General features: G+C 70.6%; 8 protein-coding genes. 4 read left to right on the top strand and 4 right to left on the bottom strand.

What is annotated here, in order from left to right; translation table 11 throughout:
• Positions 1 to 95: 95 nt before the first annotated feature.
• Positions 96 to 2972: an excinuclease ABC subunit UvrA gene (gene uvrA / locus KRR26_RS22040; protein WP_217080727.1), complete on the bottom strand. Its 2877-nt coding sequence runs from the start codon at positions 2970 to 2972 to the stop codon at positions 96 to 98.
• 402 nt (positions 2973 to 3374) lie between these two features.
• On the opposite strand from uvrA, the gene KRR26_RS22035 reads away from it, so the two are divergent.
• Both KRR26_RS22035 and KRR26_RS22030 read left to right on the top strand, forming a co-directional pair.
• Positions 3375 to 6323, top strand: coding sequence for a choice-of-anchor D domain-containing protein (locus KRR26_RS22035; protein WP_217080726.1), 2949 nt, complete (start codon positions 3375 to 3377; stop codon positions 6321 to 6323).
• A 102-nt stretch (positions 6324 to 6425) separates the two neighbouring features.
• Entirely contained in the window at positions 6426 to 7334 is a 909-nt protein-coding gene (locus tag KRR26_RS22030; protein ID WP_217080735.1) for a metallophosphoesterase family protein, read from the top strand.
• Positions 7335 to 7365: 31 nt separating this feature from the next.
• Here the strand turns inward: KRR26_RS22030 and KRR26_RS22025 are convergent, their stop codons facing one another.
• The 3 genes from KRR26_RS22025 to KRR26_RS22015 form a co-directional block, all read right to left on the bottom strand.
• Positions 7366 to 10155, bottom strand: a complete 2790-nt coding sequence (locus KRR26_RS22025) for a Kelch repeat-containing protein (protein ID WP_217080725.1) — start codon at positions 10153 to 10155, stop codon at positions 7366 to 7368.
• A 390-nt stretch (positions 10156 to 10545) separates the two neighbouring features.
• Complete coding sequence (locus tag KRR26_RS22020; protein WP_217080724.1) at positions 10546 to 12954, bottom strand: isoamylase; 2409 nt, start codon at positions 12952 to 12954, stop codon at positions 10546 to 10548.
• A 149-nt stretch (positions 12955 to 13103) separates the two neighbouring features.
• Entirely contained in the window at positions 13104 to 14009 is a 906-nt protein-coding gene (locus tag KRR26_RS22015) for a phosphatase PAP2 family protein (protein ID WP_233576503.1), read from the bottom strand.
• Positions 14010 to 14173: 164 nt separating this feature from the next.
• On the opposite strand from KRR26_RS22015, the gene KRR26_RS22010 reads away from it, so the two are divergent.
• Entirely contained in the window at positions 14174 to 17413 is a 3240-nt protein-coding gene (locus tag KRR26_RS22010) for a PD-(D/E)XK nuclease family protein (RefSeq protein WP_217080723.1), read from the top strand.
• A complete protein-coding gene (locus KRR26_RS22005; protein ID WP_217080722.1) occupies positions 17410 to 21069 on the top strand; it encodes a UvrD-helicase domain-containing protein in 3660 nt (1219 codons plus the stop codon). Before KRR26_RS22010 ends, KRR26_RS22005 begins: the two co-directional genes overlap by 4 nt.
• Positions 21070 to 21074 lie beyond the last annotated feature (5 nt).

The raw sequence follows: 21074 nt of genomic DNA, 5'->3' as shown, positions 1-21074 counted from the left end.
GGTGGGCGGAGGGGCGGGGCGCGGTCAGGGCCCCGTCCCTCTTCCCCGGAGTCTCGCTTCGGGGCCGCTCGCCGGAGGAGTCGCTCGGCGCGGACTCAGGCGGCGTCATCCACGCGCTTGCCGACTCGGGCGCGGCGCGACTTGCCCAGCACGTGGCGCAGGTAGCGGCCGGTGTGGCTGCCCTCGACCTGGGCGACCTGCTCGGGCGTGCCGGCGGCGAGCACCTGTCCTCCGCCCGCGCCACCCTCGGGGCCCAGGTCCACGATCCAGTCCGAGCTCTTGATGACGTCCAGGTTGTGCTCGATGACGAGCACCGAGTTGCCCGCCTCCACCAGACGGTTGAGCACGGACAACAGCTTGCGGATGTCCTCGAAGTGCAGGCCGGTGGTGGGCTCGTCGAGGATGTAGAGCGTGCGGCCGGTGGCCACGCGCGCCAGCTCGCGCGCCAGCTTGATGCGCTGGGCCTCGCCTCCTGACAGGGTGGGAGAGGGCTGGCCCAGGCGGATGTAGCCCAGTCCCACGTCATCCAGCGTCTGCATGACGCGCATGATGTCCTTGTGCGCGCCGAAGTGCTGCATGGCCTCGCGCACGCTCAGGTCCAGCGTCTCCGCGATGTTCTTGCCCTTGTAGCGCACGCGCAGCGTGGCCTCGTTGAAGCGCTGGCCATGGCACACCTCGCAGGGGACGTACACGTCCGCCAGGAAGTGCATCTCCACCAGCTTCACGCCATCGCCCTCGCAGGCCTCGCAGCGTCCGCCCTTGATGTTGAAGCTGAAGCGCCCCGGCCCGTAGCCGAACGCGCGCGCCTCGGGCGTCATCGCGAACACCTCGCGGATGGCGTCGAACACCTTGGTGTACGTGGCGGGGTTGCTGCGCGGGGTGCGCCCGATGGGGCGCTGGTCGATGTCGATGACCTTGTCCAGGTGCTCCAGGCCCGTCACGGCCTTGTGTTTGCCCATGGGCTCGCGCGTGTCGTAGAGCGCGCGCGACAGGGCGGGGAAGAGAATCTCGTTGATGAGCGTGGACTTGCCGGCGCCGGACACGCCCGTCACCGCGGTGAACATGCCCAGCGGCAGGTCCACGTCCACGTTCTTGAGGTTGTTCTCCGACGCGCCGGTGATGCGGATTTGATGCTTGGGATTGGGCACGCGGCGCCGGTCCGGAATCTCAATCTCCTTGCGGCCGGACAGGTACGCGCCCGTGAGGCTTTGGGTGTCCGCCATCACCTGCTTGGGCGTGCCCTGCGCCACCACTTGTCCGCCCAGCTCGCCCGCGCCCGGCCCGAAGTCCACCAGCCAATCGGACTCCTCCATCGTCTCCTCGTCGTGCTCCACGACGATGACGGAGTTGCCCAAATCGCGCAGGCGCTTGAGCGTGGTGAGCAGCTTGCCGTTGTCTCGCTGGTGCAGGCCGATGGAGGGCTCATCCAGGATGTAGATGACGCCCGTCAGCTCGCTGCCCATCTGCGACGCCAGCCGGATGCGCTGGCTCTCACCGCCGGACAGCGTGGACGCGGTGCGATCCAACGTGAGGTAGTTCAGGCCCACGTCCACCAAGAAGGACAGCCGGCTGCGGATCTCCTTCAGCAGCTCGCTGGCGATCTTCCGCTCGTGCTCGGACAGCCCCAGCGCGCCCAGGAACGCGTGCGCATCCGCGATGGTCATCCGGCTGAGCTCCACCAGCGAGCGGGCGTGGACCTTCACCGCGCGACTCTCGGGCCGCAGACGCTCGCCCTTGCAGGCGGGGCAGGGCTTGTCGCTGAAGTACTTCTGCAACTCGGCCCGGCGCGCCTCGGAGGTGGTGGTCTTGAAGTTGCGCATCATCTTCTCGACGAGTCCCTCCCACTCCATCTTGTACTGGCCGCCCTCGCCCCACTCGACGGTGAACGCCTTGCCGGACGAGCCGTGCATCAGCGTCTCCTTCTCGCGCTTGGTCAGCTTGGCGTAGGGCACGTCCAGGTCGATCTTGAACGCCTTGGCCAGGCTCTCCACGAAGTCCGCGGTCCAGCCCTCGCCGCGGTTCATGCCCGTGGCCCAGGGCTCGATGGCGCCCTCGCGGATGGAGCGCGACGGGTCCGGCACGATGAGGTCCGGATCCATCTCCGGCTTCGTGCCCAGGCCGTTGCAGTCCGTGCACATGCCCAGCGGGTTGTTGAAGGAGAAGGACGCGGGCGTCAGGTCCCCGAAGGACAGGCCGCAGGTGGGGCACGCGTTCAGCTCGCTCATCACGCGGTCGGACGCGATGGCGCCCGTCTCGTCGGTGACGATGAGCGTCCCCTTGCCCTCGCGCAGCGCGGTCTCCACCGAGTCCGTCAGGCGCGTGCGCACGTCCGCCTTGAGCACGAGCCGGTCGATGACGAGCGCGATGTCGTGCTTGGACTTCTTGTCCAAGTCGATGCGCTCCTCCAGGTTCTTGAGCTTCCCGTCGATGCGCGCGCGGGAGAAGCCTCGCTTCTGCGCGTCCGCGAGCAGGTCCTTGTGCTCGCCCTTGCGGTTCGTCACCAGCGGGGCCAGCACCTGCACCTTGCTGCCCGCGGGCGCCTTGAGGATTTCATCGACGATCTGCTGCGCGCTCTGCTTGCCCACCTTGCGACCGCACTGGGGGCAGTGCTGCACGCCGATGGAGGCGTAGAGCACGCGCAGGTAATCGTGGACCTCCGTGACGGTGCCCACCGTCGAGCGCGGGTTGTTGCTGGCCGCCTTCTGCTCGATGGAGATGGTGGGCGACAGGCCCCTCAGGGTGTCGTACTTCGGCTTCTCCATCTGCCCCAGGAACTGCCGGGCATAGGAAGACAAGCTCTCCACGTAGCGACGTTGCCCCTCCGCGTAGAGGGTGTCGAACGCGAGCGAGCTCTTGCCGGATCCCGAGACTCCCGTGAAGACGACCAGCTTCTTCTTGGGGATGTCCAGGGAGACGTTCTTGAGGTTGTGCTCCTTGGCGCCGCGAATGGAGACGACATCGGGTTCGGACATGGGCGGGCGATCTATCACTGAATGGGTGTTCCGGTACGTGGAAAGGCGGACGCACCGAGTGATTGGGGACCAACCCGCGGGAGCGCAATGCGCATCCCCGGCCGGCCAACCCAGGGAAAGGGAGGGCCGCAGGGTGACGAATCCGAGGGGCTGTCCCTCGGACCGAGGCCAGTGTCAGGGGCTGGCGGTTCCGGAAACTTTTTCCGGGTTTCCGAACTCAATGGGAATCCCGTTCCTCAGGATGGGTAAGGCTTTTCCCAGGCCGGCCAATGAGTTGTCGCGTCGGCCGCCCGACGTCCCGCCTGGGGAGCCAGCGGGCATCCGGGTTGCAGACATCCGGCCTTGCCGGGGCGTGCCGCACGAGTGGGGGCTCCCCGGCGTCTGTGGGGAGGACGGCACCGTATGCGAGGACCTCGGGTGTGGGCGTGGGTGGCGGTGGTGGCGGCGTGCATGGCGTGTGGACAACCGTCCTCACATTCTGCGCGGACTGCATTCGAGGCCCGGCCGGAGTCACTGGAGTTCGGTGTCGCGGCGGTGGGCCGGACGAAGACGTTGAAGCTCCGGCTCGCCAATGGTGGGCGCGCGCCGTACCGCGTGGAGGGCGCGACCTCCAATGTGCCGCACGTGCAGGTGCCGCCGTTCGAGCCCTTCACGCTGTCTGCCGGAGCGGAGCAAGAGGTGGAGGTGCGCTTCACGCCCGACGTGGAGGGCGATGTACAGGGGCAGGTGCAGTTCCTCACCGATGCGGACGGGGAGGCCAGCGCGACGGTGCCGGTGTCGGGGCGGGGCGTGAAGGCGACCCTGGAGGTTCCCGAGGCGCCGCTCGATTTCGGCAACGTGGGGTTGGGGCAGGTGGAGACGCTCCCGCTGACGCTGCGCAACACCTCGGCCGTGGACAGCCCGCTGGAGCTGTCGCTGGCGGGCTCGGACGCGGACGAGTTCTCGGTGGGGCCGGGGCTGCCCGCGATGCTGTCGCCGGGGGAGTCGCGGCAGGTGACGCTGTCGTTCGAGCCCACGCGGCTGGGCGCGGCGGAGGCCGAGCTGCGCGTGACGGTGTGCACCGGGTGCGAGCCGGCGGTGGTGCCGCTCAAGGGCACGGGCGTGGCGAGCCTCCTGGAGGTGACGCCGCTGCACGTCGACTTCGGGCGCGTGGCGGTGGGCGCCACGGCGGAGGAGCGGATCACCGTGCGCAATCAGGGGACGGAGCCCCTGCGCTACACGGGCGCTTCGTTGGTGGAGGATCCCGGCGGCGTGTACCGGGTGGTGAGCGCGCCGTCGATGCCGGGGAACCTGCTACCGGCGGGTGGCTCGGTGGAGGTGCGCGTGGCCTTCACGCCGCTGGCTCCGGGTGCGGCGGGCGCGGGGCGGGTGTTGTTGGATGTGGGCAAGGCTGGCACCAACACGCCGGGCCCCAAGGTGTCGCTGACGGGGGAGGGTGGGGGCTCGTGCGTCGCGGTGTTGCCGGATCGCCTGGACTTTGGCGTGGTGGCCAGCGGCATGACGGCCACGCGGCAGGTGGAGGTGCTCAATCACTGTCGTGACGAGGTGCTCTTGAGCAACCTCGCCGTCGCGACGCAGCAGGGCGGCTATTTCACGCTGGCGCAGCCTCCGGCGAGCACGCCCATTCCGTCCGGGCAGTCCCTCAAGGTGGGCATCACCTTCAGCCCTCGCCCGAGCGCGGCGGGAGGCAGCGCGGGGCAACTGGGCGTGACGGTGCGCCATGGCTCCGCGTCCTCCACGCAGGGCGTGGCGCTGCTGGGCGAGGGGCAGGTGTTCTCTCCCTGCGTATTCGCGGTGCCGCCCACGCTGGACTTCGGTGGGGTGCAGGTGGGCACGGAGGTGGCCCTCGGGGTGACGCTGCGCAACACGGGCACGGAGCGCTGCTACCTGGCCTCCATGTCGTTGGCCTCGGGCTCGGACGTGGCCTTCAGCGCGGAGCCGGTGGAGAACGGCGTGCTGGCGCCGGGGCAGAAGGCGACGCTGGTGGTGCGCTTCAAGCCGGATGAGGCGGGCGACTTCTCGGGGATGGCGGAGGCGTGGCTCAACCACCCGACGCTGGGCCATCCGCTGGTGGCGCTGGCGGGCAAGGGCGTGCAGGGGTGCTTCTTGGTGCAGCCCGGCACGGTGGACTTCGGCACCGCCAAGCTGTCGTGTGGTCCTCGCACGCGGGACGTGGTGGCCATCAACCAGTGCTCGGGGCCGGTGTCCGTCTCGCGGCTGGGCTTGGAGCAGGTGGGCTCCGAGTTCGAGGTGAAGGGCGTGCCGGCGCTCCCGCTGGAGATTGCGGCGGGTGGCAAGCTGCGGATGACGGGGGTGTATGAGCCCGTGGACGACGGCGCCGACGCGGCGGCGCTGCGCTTCACGCTGCCGGATGGGCAGGTGTACACGGCGGGGCTCGTGGGCCGGGGTGTGACGAAGGCCGACCAGACGGACGTCTTCTTCCAGGAGTCCGAGGCCAAGGTCGACGTGCTCTTCGTCGTCGACAACTCGGGCTCGATGATGGAGGAGCAGCAGAGCCTGGGGCAGAACTTCGCGGCGTTCCTCAGCGCGGCCAGCAAGGCCAACGTGGACTTCCGCATCGGCGTCACCACCACGGGGCTGGATCCGTCTCCCGGCGGTTGGTCCGAGTGCCCGGGCGGCGCGCAGGGCGGTGAGAACGGACGGCTCTTCCCGGCGGATGGCTCCAGCCCGCGCATCATCACGCCCACCACGCCCAACGCGGCGGCGGTCTTCGCCAACAACACCAAGGTGGGTGTGTGTCATTGGAACGAGCAGGGCCTGGATGCCGCGTACCGCGCGCTCTCCGAGCCGCTGCTCAGCAGCGAGGACGATATTCGCACGCCGCTGGCGCATGACGGCAACGCGGGCTTCCTGCGCGACGATGCCAAGCTGGCCATCATCGCCCTGTCGGACGAGGAGGACTTCAGCTCGCAGCCGGTGTCCTTCTACGAGTCCTACTTCCTGTCGCTGAAGGGGCAGGACAAGTCGCGCGTCAGCTTCAACGCCGTCGTCGGCCCGCCGGACCTGACGACGTGCCCCACGGCGAGCAGCTCGGGCAGCCGCTACGCGGCGCTGGCCCAGGCGTTGGGTGGCGTGGTGGACAGCATCTGCACACCGGACTGGGCCACGTCGCTGGAGAAGCTGTCCCTCAGCGCCTTCGGTCCCAACCGGAACTTCCCGCTGTCCGCCAGGCCGGCGGACACCTCGAAGATTGTCGTCAAGGTGGATGGGGTGGTGCAGACCGGTGGGTGGTCCTACGACGCGGGCACGAACACGGTCGTCTTTGATTCGGCGACGGCGCCCGCGCCTGGCGCGATGATCGAGATCACCTACCCGCTGGGCTGCGATTGAACCCTGGGGAACCCTGGCGGACGGAGTTCTGTCCGCCAGTGGCTCCCGGGTGCAAAGGCTGCTCGACAGGGTGGGTCCGTTGTGCGCACCCTTCGCGCCAAGATGCCGCAGGACTCTCTCCTGGTCGCCGCGCTGGGCGACATCCATGGCCGCTTCCATCGGGTGGAGGCGTGGTTGGACGCGCTGTCACAGGCGCGGGGCAGGGACGTGGACCTGGTGCTCGCGGTGGGAGACGTGGAGGCGTTCCGCCGCGCGGATGACCACCGACGCAAGGCCGCCAAGCGCGCCATGCCCGCGGAGTTCGCCGAGTACGCGGACGGCGTGCGTCGGGTGAAGCGACCGCTGTATTTCATTGGCGGCAACAACGAGGACTTCGAGGCGCTGCACGACGTGCAGGGCGGCGGTGAGCTGGCTCCTGGGGTGCAGTACCTGGGGCGCTCCGGCATGCGCGAACTCCGGGGCCTGCGGGTGGCGTACCTGTCTGGCATTCACGCGCCGCGCTTCTATTCCCAACCGCTCAAGCGCCCCTTGTCCCTGGATACCGCGAAGCAGGCTGGCTACTTCCGCGAGGGCGAGGTGGAGCGGCTGCTCCTGGCCCGCGATGTGGATGTGCTGCTCGTCCACGAGTGGCCGCGCGGCATCGTGCAGCGGGCGCGAGACGAGAACCCGGATCCGCCCCGGCCGCTGCCTTCGTATTGGATTGGCAATCCGGTGACGCGGCGGGTGGTGGACACCCTGGAGCCGCGGTGGTTGCTGTGCGGCCATTCGCACAAGGCCTTCGCGATGACGTTGGAGGGCCATGGGCGCTCCGGGGCAACGCGCGTGGCGTGCCTGGACCAGGCCTCGCGCCCGGACGAGTCGCTCTTCTGGATGGAGTTCGAGGGACGCGAGGTGGTGCGCGCGGGCTGGGGGACCTCGGGCGCGGTGACGTGGGAGCCGCCGCGCCGCTGGGACATGGCCATGTTGCCGCCCCTGCGCGCGGAGGGCGACGGCGCGCCGCTCGGGCTGTGAGCCCCGGGCACGCCGCCGCCTGGGCCTTGCGCTACTGCCGCACGAAGCCGCGTGCGCGAGCCCGCGCTGTGCCGGACGGACGCAGCGTGGCCGACTCGAACCGCGGATACTGGAAGCCCGAGCCCGGCGCGAAGACGTAGGCGGTGACTTCGTATGCCGTGGCTTGTCCGCTCGGAGACGGACGGCTGGGCGCGAGCGTGCTCGGCAGCGGGAAGGCGAAGGTGCGCACCCCGGCCCGCGACGGGCCCACGTACTTCCAATCCCACGTCATGCCGCGCGCGCCGCGCAGCACGGAGACGAGCTCGGTGCCCGCGGGCGCGGTGTATTGGTAGCTGCCCTCGAGCGCCGTGGGCGCCGGGGCGGTGTCACACTCGCTGACGCCGGGCGACAGGCCGCGCACGCCGTCCGGCAGGGCGAGCACGCCCACGCTGCCCGCGGTGGGCGCGTAGTTCCAGGCGCTGAGCGTCTCGCACAACGCCGGGCTGGTGTTGTCGGCCTCGGCCTGAAGGGCCTCGGCGGCGGGGGCGAGCGGCGCGATGTACTGCGTGCTGAAGGCCGTCGCGGTGCCCGCCTGCGATTGGGCCTCCCCAATGGGCTGGACCGGGAAGCCCGGCTGTGTGCGCACCGCGCGGGTGATGAGGCCGTTGGACGTGCCACTCCAGTCGAGCGGGAAGGCCGCGTCTCCCGTCGAGGTGGTCGTCGTGAGCGGGCCCGGCTCGAACGCGATGTCGAGCGGGGTGTCGCCGCTCAGCGGACCCACGCTGCCCATGTCCTTGTGCGAGTACAGGCCGCCGCCGGACAGGTGGTACGCGTACACGGACAGCGGCACGCCCGTGGGAAGCCCCGCGAGGGAGTACGTGGCGGTGCCGCCCGGCATGGACACGAAGTTGGTCGTGAGCGAGAACCCATTGGTTCCGACGACCCAGACTGCGGCGCTGCCCGTCGCCGCGCCGCCCGACAGCGTGCCGGACAGGGTGACCGTCCCCGCGGTGGCGGAGGAGCGCTGTGCCCACGCCGCGCCATCGAACGTCCACACCTCCCCGGCCGGGGTGACGAGCACGAGGTTGCCGGTGCCCGGGTCGTACGCGAGGTTCCTTCCACCCGCGGGAGGACTGCCTACCGCGCCCTGCGCCGTGACGGTGCTCCAGGTGCCCATGCGGAAGCGGAGGAGGTCATTGCGCGCGGTGCCGCTGGCGGTCCCGCCAAAGACATACAGGCCGTCCCCGGGGCGGTAGGCCATGCCGTGCCCGCGGCGTCCCAGGGGCATGGCGGGCGCGCCGGCCCACGCGTTGGTGGTGCGGTTGTAGGTGGAGCACGTCGTCTGGTCCGCGCCACCGAACGGCGTGCCGCTGGCTCCGCCGCACATCCACATCAGGTTGGTGCTCGTGTCGACGGCGGCGGCGGCGAACGCGCGGGCGGTGGGCAGCGTTCCGGTGGGTGTCAACTTGCCCCAGCCGGCCACGAAGGTCCAAAGCTCGTTGTTGACGGTGAGCGTGTTCTGCGCGCCCGTGGCCGTGGTTCCGCCGAACAGCAGGATGCCGCCCGCGACCGGGGAGGGCGCGATGGCCGCACCGGAGCGCGCGCTGGGACCGGGCGCGCCACTCTGCTGCCACGTACGCGTGGCGGACGAGAACTGCCACGTGTCCGAGAGCTTCGTGCCCGTGCAGCTCTCACCGCCGAAGAGGACGCTGACCCCACTGCCCTTGAACTGGAACGCCGAGGCCACGCGCGCGGCAGGGGCGGCCGTGCCCGTCATGCCCGGTGGCGTCCACTCCTCCCACGCGGGCGTCGCCGGAGTCCCCAACGCCACGGTGTCGTTGAGACAGCCGTTCGGCATGCCCGGGGTGTTGTTGCGTCCGCCCATGTGGATGAAGCGCGCGGCCGTCGTGTCCCAGGTGGCGGCGGACGAGGCGCGCCGCAGCGGCAGGGGATAGTTGGCGGCGACCAGCGTCACGCGCGACGCGTTCACCTGCGCCATCGTGACGTTGAAGAGGTTGCTGCCGTTGGCGGTGATGTCCACCGTGTCCATCGCGCCGTCCAGGCCCAGGCCCGTGAAGTACACGCGGCCCTGCGCATCGGTCAGCGCCTCCCGCGCGGGCGTGTACTCCGCGCCATTCTTGCGCACGCGCACTCCCACGTTCGCGCGTGGCTGGTTGTTCTCGCCCAGGACGAACACGGTCAGCGCGTCCGTGATGGGGCTGCCCTCGGGCTCGACGCCCAGCGTGCCCATCGAGGCCTGAGGCTGGGGCGCCACGACCTCCAGCGACAGTGAGCCATGGGCCGCGTGCCCATTGGCGTCCACCACGTCCACGTCCACCGCGTGCACGCCCGCCGCGCCCGGGGTGGGGATGCCGGACAGCTCGCCCGTGTCCCCGTCCAGCGCGAGGCCCGCGGGCAGTCCCGTGGCGCTCAGGTGCAGCGGCGCCTTGCCCGCGGAGGCGGCGAGGGCCTCCGCGGTGCCCGGCGCGCGGCGGTACGTGACGCCCTCGGTGGCCCTCGTGAGCGTCGTCGTGTCGAGGCTCGGCGGAGCGTAGACCGCGAGGGAGAACGCCTGGGTGGACTCCGCGCTGGCCGCGTCCGTCACGGACACCGTGAAGGTGGCGGTGCCCGTGGCCGAGGGCGTGCCGGACAGCGCGCCCGTGCTCGCATCCAACGTCACGCCCGAGGGCAGCGCGCCAGCCACCACGGCCCAGGTGTAGGGCGCCTGACCTCCGGTGGCGGACACGCCGGCGCTGTAGGCCTCGCCGGTGTATCCGTCCGCGAGCGCGGCCGGGTCGATGACCGGGATGTCGTCGAGTGCTCGGGCGACCCGGGCCGGCATGTCTGTCTTTGTATCGCGAGCCGACGGCGAGCCTGCCGCTGGCGTTTCATTCGAGCATCCCGACAGCAGCGACGCGGTGAGACACGTGAGTCCAAGCAGACGCGTTGGGTTCATGGGGCTCCTTGTGGGGGCATGGCTCTCGCCTCTCCGGCCCTCCGAGGGAGGGTCGGTCTTGACTTGGTATTCTTGCAGTCCGGGGAAGGCTTGAGTCGAGGGCAGGGTGTCGACTCAAGACATCAACGTCAAGAGAGGTGTTGACGGATGTCTAGATGTTTCGCGTGGTGTGTCACCTGATACCCACGGGAAATCAACGAGCCCGAGTGAGCCGAGGCGCGGTGGGCTCCCAGGGCCCTGGGGCGTGAGAACCCGGGCCCCGAGAGGGACGTCACATCATGAAGCCTGGGCCACGAGGACGATGAGGCCTCGGCCGCACACGTCATACGTCGTGTTCTCGCCGCCAATCTTGTCTGTGCTGGTGGGCGTGAGATGGACCTGGTTGGCGCCCTCGTTCCACGGGCAGGTGTCGGTGACGCGGTACCAGCTGTTGCCGGTGCCGGGCCAGGGCAGGGTGAACGTCACGTTGCCGGACCAGCCGTTGTAGGCCACGTAGATGGCCTTCACCGTCTCGCCGGTGAACTCGGTGGCGTCGACGCGGAAGGCGATCGCGTGGTTCGACGGGTCGTCGAAGTAGGTGGAGTTGGGGACGGTGCCGTCCGGCTTGAACCAACGGTGCTGCTCCATCACGTTGACGGTGGGGTTGCCGTCCGTGGCGCTGTAGAAGCCCGCCGGGCGCAGCGAGGGGTGCGCGTTGCGGAACGCGATGAGGTTCTTGGTGTAGAGGCGGAAGTTGGTCTGGTCGGTGTTCCAGGTGTAGTTCAGCCAGTTGCCGGACGAGTCCAGGTTGTATGCGTTGTTATTGCAGTTGACCGAGCGGAGGAACTCGTCACCGCCGGTCAGCATGGGCACGCCCGCGCTGAGCATCAGGAACGCCAGGCCATTGCGCGCCGCCTGGCGCTGGAGGGACGCGGTGCCGCCCTGGTCCCAGCTGTGGTTGGTGTCCTCGCCTCCGTCGGAGGGGCCGTAGGGCCATGGCTGGGAGTTGTTCTTGCTGTTGCAGGAATAGAGGTCCTTCAAGGTGAAGCCGTCGTGGGCCACCATGAAGTTCACCGAGTTCAGCGGCTTGCGGCCGTCATCCCCGAACAGGTCCGACGAGCCCGTGAAGCGGGAGGCCAGCGTGCCCGTCGTCACGGAGACCACGCCGAGCTGGTTCTGGTCCTCGCGGAAGGCATCGCGGAACATGCCATTCCACTCCTTCCAGCCCACGGGGAAGTTGCCCACTTGATAGGAATTGCCGCCGATGGCCCAGGGCTCGGCGATGAAGTCCGTGCCGGCGCCGCCCGTGTCCGGTCGAGGCGCGAGCGCGGTGATGATGTGATTGAGCGCCGTGCCCGAGTTGTCCCGGTTGTAGTTGAAGCAGCCGTGCTCACAGGTGTTGCCCAGCACCGAGGCGAGGTCGAACCGGAAGCCATCCACGCCGAGCGTGTCCTTCCAGTACGCGAGCGAGTGGATGATGACGTCCTGCGCCACCGTGTTGAACGTGTTGTAATTGCCGCCCACGCCGGTGTTGTCCCAGCTCAACTGCTTGTCCGTGGTGAGGCTGTAATACGTGGGGTTGTCCAGGCCGCGGAACGACATCAGGTTGAACGTGCTCGAATCCCCGCTCGTCCACGCGCCGCCCTCGCCAGTGTGGTTGTAGACAACGTCCACCAGCACCTTGATGCCCACGGCGTGGAACGCGCTCACCATGGCCTTGAACTCTCGCGTGGGGCCGCCCGCGCTCTTGTCACACGCGTAGCGGCGGTCCGGCGCGAAGTAGTTCAGGGTCATGTAGCCCCAGTAGTTGTCTCCCGCCGTGGTGGTCGGGGCCGTGTCGTTGTTGTCGTTGTCCGTCTCCTGGAGCGGCAGGAATTCCACCGCGGTGACGCCCAGTTGAGACAGCGCCAGCGCTTTCTGGCCCGCGGTCTTGTACGTGCCCAGGCAATTGGCATCCAGGCCGGAGGCCGTGTCCTGCTTCGTCAGGCCGCGCAGGTGGACTTCATAGATGACGTCGTCCTTGAACGCGCGCGTGGGCCTGGTGCCGATGGACGTGGTGTCTGGCAACAGCACGATGCCCTTGGGCGCCACGGTGCCGCTGTCCTTGTAGCGGTGCGTCGGGCCGGAGGCGAACACCGTCGCGTCCGCGTTGAGCGGATTCACCGGGTCGTGGCTCAGCTCCAGCGCATAGGGGTCCCACAGCAGCTTGTTGGGATTGAAGCGGTTGCCATTGCTGTCCACATCCGAGACGAAGCCCGCGGTGCGGTTCGTCTTGGACCAACCCGCGACGTGCGGCCAGTTGGGCCCCCAGGCGCGGAAGCCGTAGTAGACGGTGCCGGTGATTCCCGCCGCCTTCACGGCGCTGACGTCGACGCTCAGACTCCACACATGGGTGGTGGCGTTGGGCGTCATGGAATACTTCACGACCTCGGCGGCCCCCTGCGGCGCGGCGTAGAGCCACAGCTCGATGTCCGTGGCGTTCAGCGAGTACACGCGAAAGTCAATCTTGGTCTGGTCCGCGTTGTAGCGAGCGCCCAGTGTCCAGGTGACCAGCTCCTGCGAGGTGCGTTCCGGAGTGGAGGGCTCGGGCTGGGGCGGCTCGGTGGGGGCGCAAGACATCCACGCGGAGGCGAGCCCCGAGACCATGAGCGCGGGCCAGCGCGCGAGCCAGGGGCTCCGGCGATGACGACGGGAGGAAGACGGCATGATGTGGCTCCTGACGCGGCAGGCTGGAATTCCGGAGGGGAATTGGTTCAACGGGTCCGCGCTCTACCCGGGGAATTCCGGTATGCATACCATCGCGTCGACGGGGAGCGCCGCCGGCCACGGGCGGGGTCTGTATCACCCGGTGGGCATCAGAAGCTCCCGGACAGGCCCACATCGCGCGGGCCGACGGACAGGCTCAGCCGTGGGGGGGTGGAAGGCGTCGTGTCGTCCGTCCGGCCATGCAACAGCAGGGGCACCGCGGCGCCGAACGCCGAGCCGAGAACCGCGCCCGTGACGACATCGGTGAGGTAGTGCTTGTCCGCGGCCATCCGGAGCAATCCCACGGACGTGGCCAGGGGCAGGCCAATGCCCCACAGCCAGGCTTGATGTGCGTCGCCGCGCAGCGCGGCCACCGTGCCAGCGGAGACCACCAGCGAGAACGCGAGCTGTGTGTGTCCGCTGTAGAAAGACAGGTTGTTGTCGTTGGGGTGCGCGGTGAGGCGCTTGTCCGCGTCGGGCAGGACGTGCACGAAGGGCCGCTCGCGTCCCGCGGCGAACTTCACCGCTTGGTTGAACACGGAGCCGAGCATCGCGCTCTCCAGCATGATGGTCGCGTCCTGCGCGAAGCGCGCGCCGGAGTCCGGCCCGCTGGCTCCCACCGCGTACTTCAGGCCGAACATCGCGAGCGGCACGCCCGCGAAGCCCACGGCGTTGCTCCACGTGTCCGCGCGCCGCCGCGCGTCCGGCGTGTCGCCGGCGAGTCCGCGTCCCCAGCGGTCCAAGCGGTTGAGGGTGTCACGGCCGTCCGAGGCCCGGTCGCACCAGCGACAGTGGGCGGGGGCCAGGTCGTCCTTGAACAGCGTCTCGCTCGTAATCCAGAGCACGGCGGGGATGCCCGTGAGCAAGCCATCCCGCGTCCAGTCGAAGCGCAGGGCGTAGGGCGGCGTGGGGGCCTCACCGGACTCGGCGCGGACGGGGGCTCCGGGCAGCAGAAGCAGCAGGGCTACGAGGGCAAGAGAGCGAGGGGCGGGCCGCACGGTCGCGAGCATAGGCATGGTTGGCGTCCAGGCCGGGGAGCTGCCCAGGAATCCTGGAATCTCGTGGCCGCCTCCCTCCACGGGGGGAGGGTGGGCGGGCCGCCGACAGAGCACAGTGGCGAGCGGTCGTCGAATCGAGCATGCAACCCCGCCGCGCCCCCGTTCTACACTCCGCCCCCCGCATGTCCGCCCCTGGCCGCACGCTTCATGTGTTCCCCGACGCTGGCCGGCGTCAGGCCGCGCTGCGCGCCGAACGCCCGGGCCGGGGCGTCCGCGTGGGGACGCACCAGCTCACCTGGGATGCGTTCGTGCAGGCGTTGGGTGGGGCGCGGGAGCTGAATCGCCGGCCGTGCTCGGCCCTGACGGCGCGGACGGTGGTGGCCACGCTGGGGCCGAGCCTCGGCGCCACGCCGTATGGCGACTTCGTGCGCGAGCCCGGCTTCGCGCGCGCGGCCTTGGATGCCTTGCTGGACCTGAAGGCGGGGCGCCTGTCGCCGCGCGAGTTGCAAGACGCGGCCGAGGCCCTGCCGCCGGAGCGGCGTCCGCGCGTGCGGGTGCTGGCGCGGCTGTTCTTTCTCTATGAGCAGCGCCTCGCGGTGCTGGGACTGGCGGACCGCGAGGACGTCGTGCGGGGCGCGCGCGAGGCGCTGGACCGAGGCGCCTGGCCCGCGGCCTGGGAGGACGTGAGCACGGTCGTCCTGCATGGCGTCTATGATGTGCGCCCCTCGGGCCTGGAGCTGCTGCTGGGGCTGGCCGCCGCGTGTGAGGCGCGACGCGTGGCGCTGCGCGTGGAGACGCCGGTGGGAGGCTCGCCCGTCGCGGACGCCGCGCTCGCCGCGCTCTTCCGAGCCTTCGAGAGCCGGGGCGAGTCCATGCCCCACGTGGACCTCTTCAAGGCGGATGTCACGTTCGAGGGCCGGCCCTTCACCGACTTGGGACGGCAGCTGTTCTCGCCGCGAGCGCCGCGGGACGTGCTGAAGGGCGCCGAGCCCGCGCCAAGGTTGTGGAGCGCCGCCACCGCGAGGGACGAGGCCCGACTGCTCGCGCGGGATGTCCGGCGCCTGGTGGCCGATGGCATCGCGCCTGGAGACATCGCGGTGGCGTATCGCGAGCTGGGGCCGGAGGCGGGCTGGCTCGCGGAGGCGTTGGGCGAGCTGGGCGTGCCGGTGCGCTTGCCATGGGGCGAGCGGCTCGCGCTCGCGGGTCCGGTGCGCCTGGCGCTGGGCTTGCCGCAGTTGGTGGAGGACCGCTTCCCCGCCGAGCGCGTCGCGGAGTATGTGAGCAGCCGCTACGCCCCCACGCTGTCGCGCGGAGGCCCCGAGGCTCCAGCCTCGCTCTTCGCCCTGGCCGCCGTGCGAGATGACCGCCTCGGCGCGGTGCGTGGACGGGGCGCGTATGACGTGCGTTTGGAGGGGCTCGCGAGGAGGTTGCTCGCGCTGTCCGGGGCGCGCCGCAAGGAGGACAGCGTCCGCGTGCACGCGGTGCAGCTGCTGCGCGAGCGATGTCTGCTGCTATTCCAGCAGTGCCGTCGCATCCCCGAGGAGGGCAGCGCCGAGGACCTGCTGAACGCGTGGTGGTTGGCGGTGGAGCGGTTGGGGTTGCTCGACTCGGAGGGGCCGCTGGCGCCCCGCGAGGAGGGCGAGCTGGGCGCGCGCTCGGTGGATGCACGGGCCCGGGATGAGGCGGCACGGCGTGGCCTGCGCCACAGCGTGGACGAGCTGCGGCGCTCGCTGCGTTCGGTGGGCGGCGGTCCGAAGTTGCGGCGGCGCACCTTCGGGCGATGGCTGACGGATTCGCTCGCGGACCTGCACCTGCCCGCGCGAGGCCCGACGACGGGCGCGGTGGAGGTGCTGGACGCGCGCGAGGTTCCAGGGCGCACGTTCCGGCACCTGTTCCTGGCGGGCCTCACGGAGGGCCGCTTCCCCGGGCGCGAGCCGGCCTCGCCACTGCTCGCGGACGCGGAGCGCATCGCGCTCAATCAGCACCTGGGCCGCGACGTGTTTCGCCTCACGGGGGGCGAGTTCGAGGACCGCGCGGCGTGGCGTCTCGCGGAGGACCGGTTGTTGTTCGCCAGCGCGCTCTCGGCGGCGTCGGACGGGCTGAGCCTGTCCTACGCGGTGGAGGCCGCCGGCGGTCAGGAGCAGGTGCCCTCCGCGTTCCTGGAGGAAGTGCGGCGACTGACGGGGCTCAAGTGGGCACCGCGTTCGCAGCCGCCCATCGCGCCGCTGGACGAGGTGCTCACCGCGACGGAGCTGCGGCGGTGCGTGGCGCTGGAGGCGGTGGCCTGGCCCAAGCTGCGCGTCACGGAGCCGGATCCCGCGGGCCCGCTGCTGCGCCATCGCTTCGAGTCCGAGGGCTGGTACCGCAGCGCGCGCGAGCTGGCGCACATGGAGGCCGCGCGTCTGCGCTTCTTCGGAGATCGAGACGCCGCGCCCGGTGAGTTCACCGGCGGCGTCCAGGCGCCCGAGCTGGGAGCGAAGCTGCGGGAGACATTCCACTTCGGGCTGGAGCGGCCACTGTCCGCGTCGGCGCTCGCGCGCTTCGGCAACTGCAGCTTCCAGGGCTTCCTCACGTACGGGCTCAAGGTGACCGAGCCCGACGCCCCGGGCGAGGAGTTCGACGCGCGCGGGCGCGGCACGTTCTGGCACCGCGTGGTGGAAGAGGTGTTCAAGGCGCTGAAGCAGCAGGACCTGCTGGGCAAACCGCCGGAGGAGATCCCCGACGCGGTGCTGGACGCGGCGCTCGCGTCGGCGGTGACGCACTTCGAGAAGTTCCACCACGTCGGGCATCCGGAGCTGTGGAAGCTGGCCCGAGAGCGGGCGCGCGCGATGGCTCGGCGCATCCTCACGGATGACCGCCGAGGGCTGCCCTTCGAGACGCTGTCGCCCGAGGGCTTCGAGCTCGAGTTCGGACCTTCGGCGGATGACGAGCGTTGGAGCAAGGTGCTGCTGCCCATCGCGGATGACGCCATCGTGTTCGAAGGCAAGATTGACCGCCTCGATGTGCGCGGCGCGGAGGTGGGCGTCATCGACTACAAGTCGGGTCGCTTGGACAAGCGCACGTTGAAAGAGAACCTGCTGCGCTCCGACTTCCAGCTCCCGCTCTATCTCTATGCGGCGCGTGAGAGCGGCCACGCGCGGGCGCGCGACGCGGCGTGGTTCTCGTTGCGCACGGGCGCCAGCATCCACCTCACCGAGGTGCTTCCTGCCGAGGAGTTGGAGGACTTGCTGTCGAAGGACCCCGCCGTGCGCGAGCGCGTGAAGGGCTCGGGAGGGCTCAACCTGCCCAACGCGGTGGAGGGATTGGTGAACACGCTCAGGGCGGGCGAGTTCCCCGCGCGACCCAATGACTGCGGCGCGTGTGGCTTCCGCGCGGTGTGCCGCATCACTGAACGTCGCGTGACCGAGGAGGGGAGCGGATGAGCGACACGCCCTCGCCCCTCGCGCTGGAGCGCAACCTCGCGCTGCTGGCGGGCGCCGGTGCTGGAAAGACCTACAGCCTCGTCACCATGACGCTGCACCTGTTCTCGGGCGCGCGCACGGTCGGCGAGGCGCTGCGGCCCGCGCGGCTGTGCATGCTCACGTTCACGGACAAGGCCGCGGCGGAGATGCGTCGCCGCGTGCGCGAGCGTCTGGATGCCCTGGCGCAGGGAGATGCCCCCGCAGGATCCGAGCCCGTGCTGCGCGCGTCGCTGGAGCGGCTGGGACGTCCGTTCCCGTCGGCGGAGGCGTGGCGACAGGTGCGCGAGGAGTTGAGCGCGGCCACGGTGGGCACGTTCCACTCGCTCTGCGGACAGATGCTCAGGCGCGCGCCTCCCGCGGTGGGCATCGACCCGGCCTTCGAGGTGTTGGATCCGCTCGAGGCCTCGGGGTTGGTGCAGGACGTGGCGGAGCGCGTGGTGCTCGACGCGCTGGAGGAGCAGGACCCGAAGGTGCGCGAGCTGTGCTCGGAGCTGGGCTTCTCGGGCTCGGGCTTCTCGGATGGGCTCGTCGCCGCGCTCATCTCCGTGTATGCGACGCTGCGAGAAGAGGGCCTGCGCGCCGCCGCCGCGCGAGTGGGTGACGCGGCCGAGGGCCGTGCCCAGCTGGAGGTCCTCATCCAGGATGGCCGCAGGCTGTGCGGCGAGGCGCGCGCGCAAGACGCGAAGGGCGAGTGGAGCCAGCTGCTGGCCGCGTGCGAGCGCGCGCTGGAGGGAATGACGCCCGAGACCTTCCTGGAGCCGAGCCACTTCCCGCTGCTGCGCTCGGTGCTGCTGTCCGAGCCGCGCAACCTCGCGCACCTGCGCAAGGGCGCGGGTGCGCTGGTGAAGGAGTTGCTCTGGAAGGTGAAGGGCAAGAGCGACGGCTCCGTGCGGCGCCTGGAGGATGCTTACGCGGCGTGGCGCTCGGCGCCGTTTGAGGCCACGTTCCGCGAGCTGCTCGGCCGGCTGGAGACGCGCCACGACGCGGAGATGGCGCGGCGCAACGTCTTCGACTTCACGTCCCTGCTCGTGAAGGCGCGCGACCTGCTGAGAGACTTCCCGGAGTTTCGTCAGCAGGTCCAGGAGCGGCTGGGCGCGCTGCTGGTGGACGAGTTCCAGGACACCAATCGCTTGCAGTTGGAGCTGGTGTTGCTGCTCGCGGAGCAGCGCGAAGGAGGGCCGCGCGAACTGGCGCCCGATGCGGACCTGGTGGCGTCGCTGCCGCTGGAGCCCGCGTTCCTCTGCGCGGTGGGTGACCGCAAGCAGTCCATCTACGAGTTCCGCGGCGCGGACGTGTCTGTCTTCACGGTGCTGGCGAAGAAGATTGTCGCGGAGGGAGGCGCGCAAGACTTCCTCCAGCACAACCGCCGCTCGGTGCCGGGCCTCCTGTCATTCTTCAACCGCGCGTTCGCGGGCGTGCTCGTCTCGCGTCACGAACCACCCCGTCCCTACGAGGTGACGTACGTCCCCGCGCAGGACGACCTGTCCCCCGTCCGCCCCGCGCTGCACGATGGGCCCGTGGTGGAGCGGTTGATGCTCCCCGAGGCCGCGACCTCGCTGGATGTCCGCGAAGCGGATGCGGACGCGATGGCGCGACGGCTCCGCTTGCTGCTCGCGCCCGGGGCACCCGCGACGGTGGCGCGCGAGGATGGAGAAGGCCCACGGCCCGCGCGCGGTGGTGACGTGGCGGTGCTCTTCCGGACGTTCACGCACCTGGAGGTCTATCGCCAGGCGCTCATCCTCCACGGCGTCCCGCACCGCGTGCTGCGGGGCCGCGGCTTCTACGGGGCGCAGGAGGTGCTCGACCTCGCGTCGCTGCTGGCGCTGCTGGCGGACTCGGAGGACTCCCTGGCCTTCGCCGCGGTGCTGCGCTCGCCGCTGGTGGGCCTGTCGGATGCCTCGCTCTTCCGCCTCGCGGGGGATGCGCCGCTGTCGCTCGCGTCGGCGGGTCTTCGAGACGCCGAGGTGCGCGCTCGGCTGCCCGCGCGCGAACAGGTCCGCCTGGAGCGGTTCCTGGAGGTGCTGCCCGCCCTGCGCCGCGAGCGGGATCGCCTGGGGGTTCGCGCGCTGCTGCACGTCGCGCTGGAAGAGACGGGGTATCGCGAGGCGCTGGCGGGCTCGCCCTACGCGGAGCAGGCCAGCGCCAACGTGGACAAGCTGCTCGCGATGGCCGCCAGAAGAGACGAGCGAGGCACGGGCGGCTGCGTGGGCTTCGCGCGCGAGCTGCGCATGCTGGCTGACTCCGACCCCACGGAGGCGCAGGCGGATCTGCTCGACGCGGATGACCCGCGCGCGGTGCAGTTGCTCACCATCCACCGCGCCAAGGGCTTGGAGTGGCCCATCGTCGTCGTGCCCGCGCTGGGCGGCCGGCGGCGCACCACCACGGCGCGGGCCCACTTCGAGCGCTCACACGGGCTCGCCTTGCGCCCCTGGGTTCCGGACTCGCTGGAGACGTTCACTTCCGAGCGCTTCGAGGCCGTGCGCCAGGAGCTGAAGGCCCGCGAGGATGCCGAGTACCGCCGCCTTCTCTACGTGGCGCTCACCCGTGCGAAGGACCTGCTGGTGTTGTCCGGAGGAGAGGAGCCGCGCGCGGGCAAGGACTCGTGGTGGCACATGGTGGATGCGCGCGTGGCGGACGACGCCGAGGTGCGCGAGCTCGTGGACGACGTGGACGTGGAGGCGTTGCCTCCGCCTCGCGAGCCCGAGCCTCCTGGTCCCGAGGACGTGGCGCGCGCAGAGGCCCGGGTGGAGGCCGCGCTGCTGCGCGTGACGGGACTCGATGAAGGCCTCGCGGAGGCGGGCGACGCGGTGGCCTCGGTGGCGGGCGTGCAGGACTTCCTCACGTGCCCGCGTCGCTATCACCACGTGCATCGCGTGGGACTGGCTGCCTCCCCGCTGCCGTGGGAGGTGTCGCCGCAAGCCGCGGCGCCACTCGTGGAACAGGACGCATGGCTTCCCTCGGTGGGGCCGGACGCGCAGGTGGCGCGGCTGCTGCGCGACGTGGACCTCGTGCGGACGTCGGGTCCGGACGCGGACGCGGCGGATCGCCGGGCCCACCTGGAAGCGCTCTGGCGCGAGGCGGGGCACGCGCCGGACTCGGAGGCCATGGAGTCAGCGCTGCGCACGGCCGAGCGCTTCCTGTGCACGGACTTCGCGCGACGGCTGGGCGCCTCGCCTGCGTCTCGCGTGCACCGCGGCCTGTCCTTCGTGTCGCACCTGGAGGACGGGGTGGCGTTGGAAGGAGAGGTGGACATCTTGTGGGAGTCCCCCGAGGGGGAGGCCGTGGTGGTGGCGCTGCGGGCAGGCGGGCGGCATCCCTTGGGCGCGGCGGCGTGTGCGCACGCGCTCGAGGCTCAGGCGTTGGCGGCGCGAGGCCTGGTGCGCGAGGGTGTGCGGGTGCGCGCGGGCGTGGTGTTCCTCGGGGAAGCGCGGCCCGAGCCGGAGTTCCTGGCCCAGGCAGCGGGTGAGCAAGAGGCGTCCCGGCGGCTTGCGAACGCGGTCCGGGCACTGGTCAAGGAAGAAGCGCGGGGCAAGTGGCCCGGACGTGACAAAGCGGCCTGCCAAGCCCTTCATTGCGGCTTCGCGGAACACTGTCACCCGGCCCCTCGCGCGTGCTAAGCGGC

Source organism: Citreicoccus inhibens, from assembly GCF_019039035.1.
GTDB lineage: Bacteria > Myxococcota > Myxococcia > Myxococcales > Myxococcaceae > Citreicoccus > Citreicoccus inhibens.
This window is presented reverse-complemented; position numbering and strand designations above follow the sequence as displayed.

What these genes read in the sequence shown, in the direction of transcription:
- KRR26_RS22035 (WP_217080726.1), top strand. Translation starts at nt 3,375, where the DNA reads ATGCGAGGACCTCGGGTGTGGGCGTGGGTGGCGGTGGTGGCGGCGTGC.
- KRR26_RS22020 (WP_217080724.1), bottom strand. Translation starts at nt 12,954, where the DNA reads ATGCCGTCTTCCTCCCGTCGTCATCGCCGGAGCCCCTGGCTCGCGCGC.
- KRR26_RS22005 (WP_217080722.1), top strand. Translation starts at nt 17,410, where the DNA reads ATGAGCGACACGCCCTCGCCCCTCGCGCTGGAGCGCAACCTCGCGCTG.
- KRR26_RS22015 (WP_233576503.1), bottom strand. Translation starts at nt 14,009, where the DNA reads ATGCCTATGCTCGCGACCGTGCGGCCCGCCCCTCGCTCTCTTGCCCTC.
- uvrA (WP_217080727.1), bottom strand. Translation starts at nt 2,972, where the DNA reads ATGTCCGAACCCGATGTCGTCTCCATTCGCGGCGCCAAGGAGCACAAC.
- KRR26_RS22025 (WP_217080725.1), bottom strand. Translation starts at nt 10,155, where the DNA reads ATGCCGGCCCGGGTCGCCCGAGCACTCGACGACATCCCGGTCATCGAC.
- KRR26_RS22010 (WP_217080723.1), top strand. Translation starts at nt 14,174, where the DNA reads ATGTCCGCCCCTGGCCGCACGCTTCATGTGTTCCCCGACGCTGGCCGG.
- KRR26_RS22030 (WP_217080735.1), top strand. Translation starts at nt 6,426, where the DNA reads ATGCCGCAGGACTCTCTCCTGGTCGCCGCGCTGGGCGACATCCATGGC.